This window comes from Paraburkholderia kirstenboschensis (assembly GCF_032806925.1).
Lineage (GTDB): Bacteria > Pseudomonadota > Gammaproteobacteria > Burkholderiales > Burkholderiaceae > Paraburkholderia > Paraburkholderia kirstenboschensis.
Genome location: NZ_CP136512.1, coordinates 2,844,526 through 2,860,162 on the forward strand (window position 1 = coordinate 2,844,526; position 15,637 = coordinate 2,860,162).

The following is a 15,637-nucleotide window of genomic DNA, read 5'->3' on the forward strand; positions in this document are numbered from 1 at the left end:
TTGGCTCGATTCTCCGACGATATGTTCCAGGTTAGCATCGAGGAATGAGTGGCGTCATCCACATGCTGGTTAATCGAGTTGGTACCTATATCGATTGGTTCAGCGCCGGTCCTAGCGATCGCAAGAGGAGTAGCGTATGTCGTTTACAACTCGTCCGGAACTGATTGGCACGTTCGGAATGGTGGCTTCCACGCATTGGCTGGCCAGCGCGTCGGCCATGGCCGCGCTCGAAAAAGGCGGCAATGCGTTCGACGCCGCCGCGGCCGCGGGGTTTGTACTCCAGATCGTCGAGCCGCATCTGAACGGTCCCGGCGGTGAATTGCCGGTGGTGTTCTACAGCGCACGTGAAGACCGTGTTCGTGTGCTTTGCGGGCAGGGCGTGACGCCCGCGAGCATGACCATCGAGCGCATGCGCGAGTTGGGGCTGGAAGTGGTGCCGGGCACCGGACTATTGCCGGCGGTGGTACCCGGGGCATTCGGCGCATGGATGGCCATGCTGCGCGACTATGGCCAGTTGCCGCTCGAAGACGTGTTGAGCTATGCGATCGGCTATGCGGAGAACGGCTATCCGGTGCTGCCGCGCATGGCTTCGTCGATCCTCGCGATCAAGGATTTCTTCCTCACCGAATGGCCCACTTCGGCCGAGCAGTGGCTGCGCAATGGCGACGCACCCACGCCGAATCAACTCTTCACCAATCCGGCGATTGCCAACACGTACAAGCGCATTCTGCGAGAAGCGACTAGCCGCAGTGATCGCGCCGAGCAGTGCGAACGGGCTCGCGAGGTGTTCTATCGCGGGTTCGTGGCAGACGCCATCGACCAGTACTTTCGATCGACGGCCGTTCTCGATACTTCCGGCCAGCGCAATCGCGGCTTGCTCGACGCCGAGGATCTCGCTCGCTGGCAACCCTCCTATGAAGACCCAGTGTCCTACGACTACGGCGACCTCCGTGTCCACAAGACCGGTCCGTGGGGGCAGGGGCCGATGTTCCTGCAGCAACTCGCGCTGCTCAAGGGCTTCGATCTGGCAGCCATGGATCCGCTGGGACCGGATTTCGTCCACACGGTTATCGAGTGCTCGAAGCTCGCTTTCGCCGACCGCGAGGTGTTCTACGGCGACCCGGCGTTTGCCCATGTGCCGCTCGACGTGCTGCTCGGCGACGCCTATAACGACGAACGTCGCCGGCTGATCGACCCGCTGCGTGCGTCGCTCGAATTTCGTCCGGGAACGCTGGGCGACAGCGAGCACCGCGCCGCGCGCATCATGGCACTCGCTGGGAAGGAACAGTTCGGCGGTTTCGGGCAAGGCGAACCGACCTTCGCGCCGTTGCCCGAGTTGCGAGGCGACACCGTTCACCTCGATGTCGTCGACCGGTGGGGCAACATGGTATCGGCTACGCCGTCCGGCGGCTGGTTGCAGGCGTCGCCAGCGGTGCCCGGACTCGGCTTCAACGTCACCACGCGCGCGCAGATGTTCTGGATGGAAGACGGCCTGCCTTCGTCGCTGGGTCCTCGGCGCCGTCCTCGCACAACGCTGTCGCCGACGCTCGTCACCCGCGCGGGCAAGCCCTACGCGGCATTCGGCACGCCCGGCGGCGACCAGCAGGATCAATGGTCGCTCCAGCTATTCCTGAAACATGTGCACGCGGGCATGAACTTCCAGGCCGCCGCAGATTCGCCGTCGTTCCAGACCGCTCACTTCCCCGGCTCGTTCTACCCGCGCGCGATGCAGTTGGGCAAGATGTCCGCCGAAGCCCGTTTCCCGGAAAGCACGCTCGCCGAATTGCGCGCGCGTGGACATGATCTGACCGTGGCCGAGCCTTGGGCATTGGGGCGGGTCTGCGCAGTGGGAATCAGAAATGGCCTGATGCGCGGCGCGGCGACGCCTCGTCAAATGCAGGCATATGCGGTTGGGCGATGAACTTCGCGCCCGCGATCAACGCGCTCAATCCTTCAGGGAGAACCTTGCCGTGTCTGCCGTAGCCGCTCGTCTCGAACGACTCCCTTTATCGGGTTTTCATCGCAAACTCCTGCTTATCGGCGGGCTGGGGTATCTGTTCGACGGACTCGATTCGTCGTCGCTTGCGTTTCTGTTGCCGGTCGTGAGCAAACTGTGGCATTTGACGAGCGCCGAGACAGGCCTCGTTGCCAGCAGTACGTATATCGGTTACTTCTTCGGCGCTTTTCTATCGGGGGTATTCGCCGATCTGATCGGCCGCCGCCGCATCATGATGTCGGCGCTGGCGATCTACTGTGTCGCGTCGCTCGCGAGTGCTGCGGCGACCGATTGGCACACGTTCTTCGCATTACGTATCGTCGCGGGTTTCGGCTCCGGCGCGGAGACGGTGGTGATCGCGCCATTCCTCGCGGAATTCGTGCCGCGCCGCTACAGGGGAATGTTTTGCGGCGCGCTGGTCGGCTTCATGTCGTTCGGCTATCTGAGTTCGTCGATTCTCGGCTTCGTGGTGGTGAGAAACTTTGCCGATGGCTGGCGCTACCTGGCCGTGGTGACGTCGTTGCCGGTCGTCATGCTGCTCTGGTGGCGAAGGACGCTGCCGGAGTCGCCCCGATGGCTGGAGAGCCAGGGTCGAACCGAAGAAGCGAATGGCATCGTCAGCACGATCGAATCATGGTTTACCGGCCGAGGCATTCACCTTGCGCCGGTCGCTCCCGTCCGCATGATGCCGGCGTCGGCACCGGCAAAGGGTCGCGCATTGCAGAACGTGCTGACGTTGTGGTCGCCGCGACTCGCGCGCACCACGGCGGTAAGCTGGCTCATGTGGTTCTCGGTAGCATTCGCGTACTACTCGTTCTTCTCGTGGATTCCGAGTCTGCTCCTCAAGGAGGGGCTCACCATGACGAAAAGCTTCGGTTATTCCATCGCGATCTATGGGGCGCAGATCCCGGGTTATTTCTCGGCCGCATGGCTCAATGAACGCATCGGACGCAAAGCGGTGGTCGCGTCGTACATGCTGCTGGGCGGCATCGCGGCGATCGCGCTTGCGTTCTCTCACACGGGAATCGGCATCATGCTTGCGGGCATATGCCTGTCGTTCTTCATGAACGGCGCGTTCGCGGGCGTCTATGCGTACACCCCCGAAGTCTTTCCCACTGCAGTTCGCACGACGGGTACGGGATCGTCCTCATCGTTTGGCCGCATCGGCTCGGTGAGCGCGCCCATTCTGGTCGGCCTCGTCTACCCCGCGTTCGGATTTCTGGGCGTATTCGCGATGACCACGACTGTTCTGCTCGTCGGGGCATGCGTGGTTTTCTGCCTGGGTATCGAGACCCGGAACCGCTCGCTCGAAGATATCGAGGCCGAGGAGTTCGGGCGCGCGCAGGATGTTCGAGGCCCGCTCAGTTCCACGGAACTAGGCGGCTGAATGCCGCGACGTGCCAACTTTTCGTCTACAGACCATGCAAGCCAACCGGATCGTCACTGCGCCGCCCGTCCCGCAAACGCTGGACATTTCGCATCTGGAACATCTCGCCAGGGCCATGCGGCTCAACGGTCAGCCGGCGGCGCTTTTCCGTGCGGTTCATGAGGTGGCGGCAAGCGTAATCGGCTTTCGCCTGCTTACGATCATGTCTTACGACGCCGAGCGCGAGGAAGTCGAGCGCGCTTATACGAACATGCCGGACGTGTATCCAATTGGCGGGCGCAAGAAAAAACGCGGCACCCCGTGGGCCAGACGGGTTCTGCACGACCTCGAGCCATTTCGCGCAGAAACGCCCCAAGGCATTCGCGAAGCGTTCGACGATCATACGGTGATGACCGGCATGGGCCTTGGATCGATACTGAACATTCCGGTCGCGTACAACGGCGTGTGTATCGGCACGATGAACCTGACACATCGGGAAGGGTGGTACACGGAGGGGCACGAAGCGCTCGGATTACTGATCGGTTCGTTCCTCGCTCCCGCTCTCATGGCGGGCAATACGGCATCTGCCGGCAGTTCGACCTCTCTCTGACATGACCACAACTCCGCGTGCTGTGACAGCGTCGCCGGCGACACCAGGTGTCGAATCGCAAGGCCGTTGGCTGCTGGTCTTCGTCCTTTCCTATCTGGCGCTAATGGCCGATGGCGCCGATGTGATGATGTACGGCTTGACCCTCACGCGAATCAAGGACGATTTCGGGCTGAGCAATGTCCAGGCGGGAGCGTTGGGCAGCCTCACGTTGTTAGGCATGGCCGCGGGCGGGATACTGGGCGGCTGGCTAAGCGATCGTGTGGGCCGGGTGAGGGTGGTCGTGTGGGCGCTGACGCTATTTTCGCTCGGCGCGGGACTGCTCGGGCTCACTCACAGTTTTCTGCAGTTCGCGATTGTTCGCTTCATCGGTTCGTTGGGTATCGGCTGCATGGTGCTGGTCACCACGCTGGTTGCCGAATATGTGCCCACGGAAAGACGCTCGCTCATTCTCGGTGCGTTGCAGACCGGTATTTCGGCCGGCTACATCGTGGTGATCGCGCTGAGCAGCTGGATCTTGCCGCACCACGGCTGGCGCACGCTGTATTACGTGTCGGCCGTTCCCGTGGTGTTCGCGCTGGCGATCAGGTTTGCCGTGCCCGAGCCGGCTAGCTGGCGGGCGAGCCGTGCAGCCGATCGCAAAAGCCAGAGTGAAAGCAGCACTCAAGGCCCGAGCGGAGCGCGATTGCGCGACGGCCGCTACGCCGTAATTTTCCGCAATCGACAGACGCGCACGCTGTTCATCCTGTGGACTCTCGCCTCGGTTTTCATTCTTTCCGGCTTCTATGGTTTGAACAACTGGTTACCCACGTACCTGGAAAGAGAACTGCATATCAAGTTCAGCTCGCTGACTGGCTACATGATCGGCACTTACGTGGTCGCCTTCATCGGCAAGATCTTCGCCGGCTGGCTGGGCGACCGCTGGAGCCGGCGTGGCGTGTATGTGCTGGGCTGCGCGGGCGCCGCGCTCTTTTTGCCGGTCATCATCTTCTGGCATACGCGCGAGAACATTGCCGCTCTCATGCTTTTCTTCGGCTTTCTGTATGGGGTTCCGCTGGGCACGATCGGCACTTTCATGTCCGAGAGCTTCGCCACTTCCATCCGCGGCACTGCTGTTGGTGGTTCCTATAACGTTGGCCGTTTCTGCGCGGGGGCAGCGCCGATTGTTATCGGCTATCTCGCTACCCAGTTCTCCATCGGCTTCGGCTTTCTGGTCGTGGGTGCGGTTTTCTTCTTGAGCGGCGTCACCGCGCTGTTTATCCCGGACCGCTTGTACGACACCGAGCGGCCATCCACGCCGTGACTCTGCGGGTTTCACCGCGAAAGATTGAGGTCGCTGATACCCGCGCCGGTGAGCATCGCTCGTCGAACTTAGTCATGCGTGTTGCGATGGATCTTCGTCGTATCCCCTTCAGAGGCGACAGGATCGTCCTATCAGCGAAGCGATGGAAGATAGCAAAATCGTAGCTACTCTCTGCGGATGGTGAAACGGTGAACCGCGCTCACGGGCGCATTTCCGAACGTCTCTACTGCAGTCCAACCAGGAGGCGGCAACCGGCGGCTGTGAAATGCTAAGGATCGACGAAGTCACGAATAGCGAAGATTTCCCCGAGCGATGCGATGTCGCGGTAATAGGCGGCGGCATCGTCGGCGTCAGCACCGCGTATGAACTGGCGCGACGCGGCATCCAGGTGGTTTTGCTCGAAAAGGGCGTCATCGGCTGCGAGCAGTCGGGGCGCAATTGGGGTTGGGTGCGTCAGCAAAACCGCGACCTCTATGAGTTGCCGCTCGCAATGCAAAGTCTCAGGCGTTGGGGCGAACTGAGCGGAGAACTTCGCGAGGATATTGGTTTTCGTAAGGCGGGCATCCTGTATGGCACGGAGCTTCAATCGGACGTCGCGCAATGGGAGTCGTGGATTGCGCGCGCACGGGAGATCGGCTTCAACAGTGAGATCCTCAGTGCGCGCGAACTGGCAGCGCGTATTCCGTCCGGACGTGCGAGGTGGGCTGGAGGTCTGTGGTCGGTCACGGACGGCCGCGCCGAGCCATCGAAAGCCGCGCCTGCAATCGCACGCGGCGCGCAACGGCTTGGCGCCGGGATCTACCAGAACTGCGCAGCACGCAGTCTGGACATGAGTGCGGGGCGCGTCTGCGGCGTCTGGACGGAGCGCGGCCGGCTCGCAGCCGACAGCGTGGTGCTCGCGGGAGGCGCCTGGAGCGCATTGTTCTGCCAGCATCATGGTATCGATCTGCCCGCCATCAACGTAATAGGAACGGCGTTGCGCACTGCTGAGGCGCCGGCGGTCATCGAAGGCTGTTTCTCCGGGCCTGACTTCGCGTTGAGGCGGAGGCTGGACGGCGGCTACACCATCGCGGTCCCCGGCTATGGACGGGTGGAACTCGCGCCGCAAAACCTGCGGCATTCGGTGAAGTTCCGCACCATGTTCCGCAGTAAGCTGAAGAAGAAACTAAAGATTCGCGTCGGTGCCAGCTTCTTCCACGGACCCGAAGCGAGCGCGACCTGGCGCGACGATGATCTCTCGCCGTTTGAACAAACACGGGTGCTGGACCCGCGCGCCGATGCCGAATGGCTCGAACGCGGCCTGCACAATGTGGCTAGCGTGTTTCCCGAGTTGTCCGGCTTGCGGATCGCTCACGCATGGGCGGGAGCAATCGACACGACGCCGGACCTGGTCCCGGTCATCTCGAAGGTCGATGCGAAACCGGGTCTGGTGATCGCCTCCGGCTTTAGCGGACACGGCTTCGGACTAGGACCGGGCGCGGGCTTACTCGTGAGCAGGCTGGTAATGGACGAGGCGCCGCAGTTCGACATTGGCCCCTATAGACTCGCGCGCTTTTCCGACGGGACGAAACTGAGCAGCCCCGAAATGATGTAAGTTGAATACGTGGGCGAGCGCTCGCGGCACCCCGATGCGCGACGTCGCGCGCCACGCTTGCGGACGTCGATCGACGATGAGGGCGATGCCCGCTGGATTGGGTACGCATTTGCGTCTAAACGCAGCGTGCTACGATTGCCATGGTTATGTTTTTGGTTTGTCGCACGTCCATGCTCAAACTCGCTTACATGGTCGTCTCTCTGACGCTCGCCGCGCCGCTATCAGCCCTGGCGTTTGGCGGCGAGAATGGGGAATACGATCAATGCATTCTGAATTCGTTAGCGAATAGCCAGAGCAGCTACGCGGCACGTGTCATCAGAAATTCGTGCGTAGCACTCTACAGGAATAGTGGACTGCTTTTGCCGCGCGAAAAGTCCTATCACATATGTGTCTTGCAGAATGTGCAGACCGTGAGAGGGGCATTTGCAGTCAACGAGATATTGCACGCCTGCCGCCGCCAGAATCCAATGTGAGTTGTGCGGACCACGATTCGATACTGGAAAACGGTACCTGGTAGCTCGGTCGCAATCACGGCTCGCGAAACGCGGTGTGCTCGCGCATCGTGGCTGTCATCGCCACCGTACGCTCGCGGAGTTCCGAGTGAAGATAACGTACGGCGGGCGTGAACTGCCGGCGGTGCGGACACACCATGTTAAGTGGCGATGATTCGCCGGGCTGATCGGGAATCAACACTTCCAGCCTGCCTGCTGTGACGTCGTGATAGACATCGAGCCACGATTTGTATGCGATGCCCTTGCCGGCCAGCGACCAACGGCGCGCAATCTCGGCGTCGTCGCATAGCAACGATCCTTTGACGGCCACCTGCCGGCGCACGCCGTTAGCCGGGAACACCCAGCGATCATAGACTCTGCCCCCAAGCACGTACGGCAGACACTCGTGCATCACGAGTTCGTCGAGCGTGCGCGGGCGTCCGTGCCGCTGCAAATACTCAGGCGACGCAACCAGTACTCGCCGGTTGTTCTGCGCGAGAGGCAGTACGACGTAACTCGCACTTTCGACCACGCCGTAACGGATCGCGACATCGACCGGGTCACGGAAAACATCGGTGACCTGGTCAGACAACGACAGCCGCAGCACAAGCTTCGGATGCGAGTCGCGAAACTCCGTCAGCCACGGCAACAGCACGTTGCGCCCCAGGTCCGATGGTGCGGCAACCTGCAAAGACTCCTGCTCGCCGTGCAATTGCTCGCGGCCTTCTTTCAGCATTGCAAGCACTTCCGTTGCGTAGGGCAGGTATTGCTCGCCTTCTTTCGTGAGCCGCAGACTGCGCGTAGTGCGAGCGAACAGGCGGATCTCGAGTTCCCGCTCGAGCCGCTGTACCGCCGCGCTGACCTGGCCGGGCAGCAGATCCGCCTCGCGCGCTGCGTTCGAGAAGCTTCCCAAAGCTGCAGTGCGGACGAAAAGCTCCAGATCTTCAATTCGAATCATTTTCATTCCTGCTGTGAAAGTGCTGCGCAATTGTGCTGGTTTTTCCCCGGTCCCGCATCGAAGAAAATTCGTTGCACGCGCTCCCAGTACGATCCGCCGAGCGCCGCCAACGACATAGAGGGAATGCAGTGATGAAAGCCATCGTCTACAAAGAGCACGGCTTGCCCGCGGAAAACCCGCGTTCGCTTTACGATACCGATCTCGACAAGCCAGCACCGGGGCCTCGCGATCTGCTCGTGAAAATCCGGGCCGTTGCCGTGAATCCGGTCGACACCAAAGTCCGGCAACGATCGCCCACCGATCACCCGCGCGTGTTGGGTTGGGATGCTGTCGGGACAGTCGAGGCAATTGGCGCCGACGTCACGCTCTTCAAGCCAGGCGACGCCGTGTACTACGCGGGCTCGATTGCACGGCCGGGCAGTTATGCGGAGTACGGCCTCGTCGACGAGCGCATCGCGGGCCGCAAGCCGGCGAAGCTCACGGACGCGGAGGCTGCCGCATTGCCGCTCACGTCGCTGACGGCGTGGGAACTGCTGTTCGACCGCCTCGGTGCGGTCGAGGGCGCTGGGGCGGGCGACGCGCTGCTCGTGATCGGCGCGGCGGGCGGCGTTGGTTCGATGCTCGTTCAGCTTGCAAGCCGCCTGACGAAACTGCGAGTGGTCGGGACCGCGTCTCGACCCGAGACTCAGTCGTGGGTCCGCGAGCTTGGCGCACACGACGTCATCGACCATTCGCGGCCGCTGCTCGAAGGACTGCGTGCCATAGGACTCGATGACGTACGCCTGATCGCGAGCCTCACACAGACGGACAGCCACTATCCGCAGATCGTCGAGGCCATCGCGCCGCAAGGACGCCTGGGCGTGATCGACGACCCGCAGATGCTCGATGCAGTGCCGCTCAAGCGAAAGGCCGTGTCGCTGCATTGGGAGTTGATGTTCACGCGATCGTTGTTTGAAACACCCGACATGATCCGTCAGCACGAGATCCTCAATCGCGTGTCGGCCCTGATTGACGATGGCGTCCTACGCACCACGATAGGGGAGCACCTCGGCACCATCAACGCTGAAAACCTGCGCCGGGCTCATGCACTTATCGAAAGTGGACAAACGCGGGGAAAGCTCGTGCTGGAAGGCTTCTGAGGCCGGCGCTCGTCGCGAGCCAGTCGTTGCCCTTCAACGACGACATCCAAGATCGACGCGTTGCTGACGCTGCTTCAGCAAAGTCCGTCGTCGGTCAACTCGCAGCCGTGGCACTTCCTTGTCGCCTCGACGCCGGAGGGACGCGCCCGTATTGCCAGGGCGACAACGGGAGCCTACGCGTATAACGAGCCGAAAGTGCTCAATTCCTCTCACGTGATTGCGCTGGCCTTCGGCTACCGCAGCGAGCAGGATTTCAACGCTGCGCTACCGAAGTCGCGTTTGCCTCGCGAGCAGCTGTTCACGTTCATTTAGTGGAGCTTGTGCCAAAGTCGGTCGGGGACAGTCGGTCGACAGCGCGTGTTTGACCGCAGCAATGCGCGGCGGCGGCCGGGAGGATCGAAACCCTCCCACGTGACGTAGCTCGCTCAAACAAACCAGCCAGGTTTTCCTGGCGGTTTTTTCGTTTAGCCGACGTGCGCGAAAGCGCGTGTCGTGCGAACCTTTGGCGGCCGGTCGCGCAGCAGCAGTGGCATCAAACGCCGGTTGGCTGTCCGCGCCGCCCACTCGCAATACTCGGCGCTGCCGAGTACCCAGCCATTGAGCGTGGACTGCATCAGGTTATCGACCTCGCGTTGGTCGGGAGGCTGTGCGCCCAGATCCCGATAAGCCTCGTGACGCTCGAACGGCGTATTGCCGAGCGCGCGGTAAAGTGGATGGTCCTTGATGAAACTATCGACACGCAGCCCGACGTGGTGCGAGTAGCTCGACCACTGATACTTTCCCGGCTCGGCTGCAAGGTTATTGCGCACCGGCGCATGATCGATGATCTGGCTCGCGAGCAGGAAATATCGGTCCGGCTCGATCACTGTCGCCCGGTATGCGCCACGCCACACCGTACCGCGGCGTCCATGGCGGCGGTTGAAGGTCTCGACATAGCGACGGCCGATCGCCTGCATCGCCATGGCCACGCTCGACTCATATGAAGGCGTGACGAGAAGCTGCACCGCGTCGGGCATGAGCACCCACGCGTGGACTGCCAGATCGGCAACGCGCGCTGCGTCTGCCAGGCAGGCGAGGAAGTACAGGTAGTCTCCTTCGTCCAGGAACGCGGGCCCCGTGAGCCCCTGCAAAATAACGTGCTGCGGTTGTTCTGGAACGTAGTGCCGTGCGAGCCGTGTCATGCTGAATTAACCGGAAATCCGATGTGGGAAAGCGATCCGACAGGTAACGAATGTGTGACGGTGCGTAAAGCGGGTATGGACGAAATTCTATCGGGCGTGTGCGCGGGTTCGCATCGCGAATAGGCCTTTGTTTTAGCCTCATTTCGTTGATTTGCCGTGCGCGACCACCGTTGGTTTTATGCCGTCGCTGAATAGCAGTGCTGTGCTCGCCGCCCGACCCGTTGCTGTACCTCGCGCATCGCGCCCGGATCCAAACGAAACATCAGGCGCAAAGTGCGCCTGATGTCGTCGATAAGCGGGTTGTTTGCGCCTCGTTCGAGTGTGAGTCGCCTACGACTGTCCGGACACCTGCTCGCGCCACCGATAAGCCTGCTGCCATCCGAGCAAGCGTTTCAGCTTTTCATTACTGAGCAAGGTCTCGAATTCACCGAGCGGTTTCCTGACCGGCACATTCGGGTAGTAAGTCTTCAGCAATTCAGCGACCGGGCGGTCGGAGGAGACGTCGTCTGCGGCTACGTTCATCACCGTGAAGCCCAGGCCATCCTTTTCGATGCCGAGACGGCAGGCCGTTGCCAGGTCGCGTCCGTCGATATAACTCCATGCAATGCGCTTTCTCAAGGCGGGGTCCTTCAGCCATGTCGGGAATTTCTGGTAGTCCACGGGATCGAGCACATTGCCGATGCGCAAGCAGTAAATGTCCGCGCCCGTGCGCGCATGAAACGCCTTTGCTGTCACTTCATTGATGACTTTCGACGTGGCGTAGCTGTCCATCGGGTCGACGGGATAGTCTTCGTCAAGCGGAAAGTAGACCGGGTCGCGATGCCGGTGCGCGAACACCACGCCGTAGGTCGTCTCGCTCGAAGCCACGATAACCTTCTTTATGCCGAGTTTCGCAGCCGCGTCCAGCACGTTGTAGGTGCCCATCACATTGATGCGGAACACCTCGTTATCGGTGGTGACGAGAATGCGCGGAATGGCGGCGAAATGCACGATGGCGTCAATCGGCTTCGGCTCGATGTCGTCGTCGAATTCCCTGGCCGTCGTAGTGGATGCAAATGCATTGAACACCTGTCCCGCATCGGTGATGTCGGTGATCAGGGTCCGCGCCGTGCCTTTGGCCATTGGCACGCGGTCCACATTGAGCACTTCGTAGCCGTGTGCCACCAGATCTTCGACGACCCATTTGCCGGCAAGTCCGCTGCCGCCCGTCACTATCACTCGCTTGGTCATGCCTTGTCTCCTTTGCAGTTCATAAAGCCACCCGGCTGCGATGCGCCGCTGGTGACACCACGCGCATCGTAACGCCGCGCCCCGCACGAATGCTGTGACGCGCGTCATAGGCAGGCGGGCGTTCATCGCGCTATCTGCAGACAATCTACGGGTCAACCCCGATACGGATCTATGACGAGCGTCACAGATTTCCGCACGCCGGGGCTCCTATGATCTGTTCCGAGCCTGCAAAGGAGGAGCGATCGGTGACTGCAATATCGTCGAAGAAGGAACCCCAGTCCGGGCCGACGCGTGCCGCGGAATGGATCAAGGCGTGCTTGCGCATACGGGAGCTGAACGTGCTCTCGGTGCTGCTGCTGGTGGGACTGCTGATCAGCATTTTCTCACCGTACTTCCTCACGACCAACAACCTGATGGGCGTGTTCCGCTCTTTCTCGTTGATCGCGCTCATGTCGATCGGCATGATGCTCGTAATCATCACGGGCGGCATCGACCTCTCGGTCGGATCGGTCATGGGCTTGTCGTCGCTCGTAACCGCGCTCGCCTTCCAGCACGGTTACAACGCGCCGCTGGCCATTGGCGCGGGGCTCGGCGTGGGAATCGCCGTCGGCGCATTCAATGGTTTCATGATCACGTGGATACAGCTGCCGCCTTTCATCGCGACGCTTGGCACGCTCTCGATCGGGCGCGGCCTCATGTACATCATCACTAAAGGCGTGCCCGTCACGCCCGACGTACCCGACAGCTTCACCTTCATCGGCCAGGGCTACATTGGTTTCGTGCCCTTTCCGGTTGTCATTCTTCTTGCCATGACGGCCATGTTCTCCATCGTCATGCGGCAGACGCGCTTTGGCCGTTACGTTTATGCGACGGGCGGCAACGAAGTGGCCGCGCGCTTGTCCGGCGTGCGCACCGCGCGCGTGAAATTCACCGTCTATGTGCTATCTGGACTGATTGCATCGATGGCAGGCGTCATTGCGTTCTCGCGCTTCGTTTCGGCCGAGCCGGCTTCTGGCTTCGGCGCGGAACTCGATGTCATCGCGGCGGCGGCCATCGGCGGCGCAAGTCTGTCAGGCGGGGCGGGCAGCGTGGAGGGCGCGATCATCGGCGCGGCCCTCGCGGGAATCATCACGAATGGCGTCGTGCTGCTCAACATCGATACCTATGCGCAGCAGGCCATTACCGGCTGCGTGATTCTCATTGCCGTCAGCATCGACATCTGGCGCGTGCGTCGCAAGGAACGCTGAGAACACTGAATGCCGCAAACATAACCTCAGGAGACATGCATGAAACTCACGCAACGATTCACCGCGAGCGCATTGGTCGCACTTGCCGCATCACTTGGGGCAACAGCTCATGCCAAAGACGCAAAAGATATTTCCGTCGCCGTTATTCCCAAAGTGGCGGTGCCGTTCTTCGACGATTGCAACAAGGGTGCAAAAACGTCGGCCGACAAAGCCGGTGTGAAGTATCAATGGGTGGTGCCCCAAAACACACAAGGTTCGACCCAGGTACAGATCATCGAAGACCTGATTTCGAGGCATGTCGACGGCATTGCGATATCGGTGAACGAGCCGAAGTCGGTCGAGAGCGTGATGAAGCGCGCAGCGCAAAGCGGCATCAAGGTGCTGACATATGACTCGGATTCGCCGAGGAGCGGCCGTTCCATGTATATCGGCACGAACAACGAACAGGCGGGCGCGACCATGGCGGAGACGATGGGCAAGGCGCTCAATGGGCAGGGTGAAGTGGCGATCATTACGGGCCAACTGGGCGCGGTCAATCTGAATGAACGTATTGCCGGCATCAAGAAAGGGCTGGCGAAATATCCGGGCATCAAGATTGTCGAGACGCAAGGTACCGACGACGATCTGGCACGCGGCGTCTCCGTGGTCGAAACCACGCTGCGTGCTCATCCTGAACTCAAAGGCATTTTCGGCGTGAGCCAGGTGGGTGGGCCGGCGGTCGCGAAGGTGCTCAACACGAAGGAATTCGGCGCGATGAAGGGCAAGCTCGAAGTGCTTGCCTTCGACGATCTTCCCGACACGCTCAAAGGGCTCAAGGACGGCTATATCCAGGGCATCATGGTTCAGCGTCCGGTGACAATGGGCTCACTTGCTGTCGAGCATCTTGTCGCACAGATCCAGGGCCAGGAAGCGCAGCCAAAGGACATCGACACCGGCGTGACCGTCGTCACGAAAGACAACATGACCAGCTATACGAAGTGATGAGCCACGTGACAGGCGTGCCCTTCCTGGAGATGCGTAACATCTCCAGAACCTTTCCTGGCGTCAAGGCGCTCGATCGCGTGAATCTGGAAATACGCGCGGGCGAAGTGCTCGCGCTTGCCGGAGAGAATGGTGCGGGCAAAAGCACGTTGATGAAGATACTCACCGGTATCTATGCGCCCGACGCCGGCGGCACCATTCTCATCGAAGGGCGGGAAGTTGCGCTCGCCGACAGCCATCACGCTCGCGCGCTCGGCGTGAACATCATTTATCAGGAGCTTGCGGTTGTCGGCAATCTCACTGTCGGCGAAAACATTTTTCTCGCGAGAGAACCGCGCACACGGCTCGGACTGATCGACCGGCCGCGCATGTATCGTGAGGCGCGCGAGGTGCTTGCCACCATCGACATGGATATCGATCCCGCTACGCGCGTGAGCGAATTGAGCGTCGGCCAGCAGCAGATGATCGAAATTGCCAAGGCTCTCTGTGCGCGGTCCAAGGCCATCATCATGGACGAGCCGACAGCATCGCTCAGTCATCATGAAACGAGCATATTGCTGGCCATCGTCAAGCGCTTGCGCGAACGAAACATTGCGGTGGTCTATATCTCGCATCGGCTCGAAGAGATTTTCGAACTGGCAGATCGCGTGACCGTGCTGCGCGACGGCCGCACGGTCGGCACGGCGCCCATTGCCGAAATGACGCGGGAGAAACTCGTGCGCATGATGGTCGCTCGCGAGTTGAGCGAACTCTACGGAGAGCCGGATTCTCATGCGAGCCGCGATGCCGTGCTCGAAGTGCAGGCGCTGTCGCTCAAACCGGTCAGGAAGGCGGAGCCCCGTATCCGCGATATCAGCTTTACGCTGCATCGTGGCGAAGTGCTCGGGATCGCCGGGCTCGTCGGTTCGGGCCGCACCGAAATGATGGAAATGATCTTCGGGATGCGTGCGTGCTCGGGATCGGTCAAGGTCGAAGGCAAGCCGGTGGCGATCCGCAATCCGCACGATGCAATCAGGGCGGGCATAGGCTTCGTTACCGAAGACCGCAAGGCCCAGGGGCTCGTACTCGGCATGAGCGTGCGCGAGAATTTCAGCCTGACTCATCTGGAGCGCTATTCGCCGTTGCAGTTCGTGCAGCATGCGCGAGAACGCGAGAGCTGTCAGCGTTTCGTGCGCATGCTGGGCATCAAGACGCCGGGCGTCGAGCAGAAGGTCGTCAACCTGAGCGGCGGCAATCAGCAGAAGATCGTGATCGCCAAGTGGGTCGCGCGCAGCCCGAAAGTGCTTATCGTCGATGAACCCACGCGCGGCATCGATGTAGGCGCGAAGGCGGAGGTGCATGCGCTCATTGCGAGGCTCGCGGCAGAAGGCATTGGCGTGATCGTCATCTCTTCGGATCTTCTCGAAGTGCTCGCCGTAAGCGATCGCATCTTGACTGTGCGCGAAGGACGCATTAGCGGGCAATTGAGCAGGGCGGAAGCGTCCCAGGAAAAAGTGATGGCGCTCGCCACCGCTTGACAAACCATCAAACGAAGTAATGGATAC

At 61.0% G+C, this 15,637-nt stretch carries 13 protein-coding genes and 1 pseudogene; 11 read left to right on the forward strand and 3 right to left on the reverse strand.

Annotated features, from left to right (window positions below):
* Window positions 1-136 precede the first annotated feature (136 nt).
* The 6 genes from RW095_RS21730 to RW095_RS21755 all read left to right on the forward strand — a co-directional run bounded on the left by RW095_RS21730 (window position 137) and on the right by RW095_RS21755 (window position 7,339).
* Complete coding sequence (locus RW095_RS21730; RefSeq protein WP_317018272.1) at window positions 137-1,921, forward strand: gamma-glutamyltransferase family protein; 1,785 nt, start codon at window positions 137-139, stop codon at window positions 1,919-1,921.
* A 49-nt stretch (window positions 1,922-1,970) separates the two neighbouring features.
* Window positions 1,971-3,383 carry an MFS transporter gene (locus tag RW095_RS21735; RefSeq protein WP_317018273.1) on the forward strand — a complete coding sequence of 471 codons (1,413 nt, stop codon included), beginning with the start codon at window positions 1,971-1,973 and terminating at the stop codon, window positions 3,381-3,383.
* Between the two features lie 34 nt (window positions 3,384-3,417).
* Window positions 3,418-3,972 carry a GAF domain-containing protein gene (locus RW095_RS21740; protein WP_317019927.1) on the forward strand — a complete coding sequence of 185 codons (555 nt, stop codon included), beginning with the start codon at window positions 3,418-3,420 and terminating at the stop codon, window positions 3,970-3,972.
* A gap of 1 nt (window position 3,973) precedes the next feature.
* The gene (locus RW095_RS21745; protein ID WP_317018274.1) at window positions 3,974-5,272 is read left to right on the forward strand and encodes an MFS transporter; all 1,299 of its coding nucleotides are present in this window, start codon (window positions 3,974-3,976) and stop codon (window positions 5,270-5,272) included.
* 265 nt (window positions 5,273-5,537) lie between these two features.
* Complete coding sequence (locus tag RW095_RS21750; protein WP_317018275.1) at window positions 5,538-6,866, forward strand: NAD(P)/FAD-dependent oxidoreductase; 1,329 nt, start codon at window positions 5,538-5,540, stop codon at window positions 6,864-6,866.
* A gap of 170 nt (window positions 6,867-7,036) precedes the next feature.
* Window positions 7,037-7,339, forward strand: coding sequence for a VF_A0006 family four-cysteine protein (locus tag RW095_RS21755; protein WP_317018276.1), 303 nt, complete (start codon window positions 7,037-7,039; stop codon window positions 7,337-7,339).
* A gap of 55 nt (window positions 7,340-7,394) precedes the next feature.
* Here the strand turns inward: RW095_RS21755 and RW095_RS21760 are convergent, their stop codons facing one another.
* Window positions 7,395-8,315, reverse strand: a complete 921-nt coding sequence (locus RW095_RS21760) for a LysR family transcriptional regulator (protein WP_317018278.1) — start codon at window positions 8,313-8,315, stop codon at window positions 7,395-7,397.
* Window positions 8,316-8,446: 131 nt separating this feature from the next.
* Between RW095_RS21760 and RW095_RS21765 the strand changes: the two genes are divergently transcribed.
* Both RW095_RS21765 and RW095_RS21770 read left to right on the forward strand, forming a co-directional pair.
* Window positions 8,447-9,454, forward strand: coding sequence for a zinc-binding alcohol dehydrogenase family protein (locus RW095_RS21765; protein ID WP_317018279.1), 1,008 nt, complete (start codon window positions 8,447-8,449; stop codon window positions 9,452-9,454).
* A gap of 12 nt (window positions 9,455-9,466) precedes the next feature.
* Window positions 9,467-9,679: pseudogene (locus RW095_RS21770) on the forward strand (nitroreductase family protein); the annotation flags it as partial.
* 239 nt (window positions 9,680-9,918) lie between these two features.
* Here RW095_RS21770 and RW095_RS21775 read toward each other — a convergent pair.
* Window positions 9,919-10,635 (reverse strand): transposase, encoded by a 717-nt coding sequence (locus RW095_RS21775; protein ID WP_317018280.1) that lies wholly within the window; start codon window positions 10,633-10,635, stop codon window positions 9,919-9,921.
* A 330-nt stretch (window positions 10,636-10,965) separates the two neighbouring features.
* Entirely contained in the window at window positions 10,966-11,865 is a 900-nt protein-coding gene (locus tag RW095_RS21780; RefSeq protein ID WP_317018281.1) for an NAD-dependent epimerase/dehydratase family protein, read from the reverse strand.
* 245 nt (window positions 11,866-12,110) lie between these two features.
* On the opposite strand from RW095_RS21780, the gene RW095_RS21785 reads away from it, so the two are divergent.
* The 3 genes from RW095_RS21785 to RW095_RS21795 are packed head-to-tail and all read left to right on the forward strand — an operon-like array spanning window position 12,111 to window position 15,610.
* Complete coding sequence (locus RW095_RS21785) at window positions 12,111-13,112, forward strand: ABC transporter permease (protein ID WP_317018282.1); 1,002 nt, start codon at window positions 12,111-12,113, stop codon at window positions 13,110-13,112.
* A 39-nt stretch (window positions 13,113-13,151) separates the two neighbouring features.
* A complete protein-coding gene (locus tag RW095_RS21790) occupies window positions 13,152-14,093 on the forward strand; it encodes a sugar-binding protein (protein WP_317018284.1) in 942 nt (313 codons plus the stop codon).
* Entirely contained in the window at window positions 14,093-15,610 is a 1,518-nt protein-coding gene (locus RW095_RS21795) for a sugar ABC transporter ATP-binding protein (RefSeq protein ID WP_317018285.1), read from the forward strand. The genes RW095_RS21790 and RW095_RS21795 overlap by 1 nt, the downstream gene beginning before the upstream one ends.
* Window positions 15,611-15,637 lie beyond the last annotated feature (27 nt).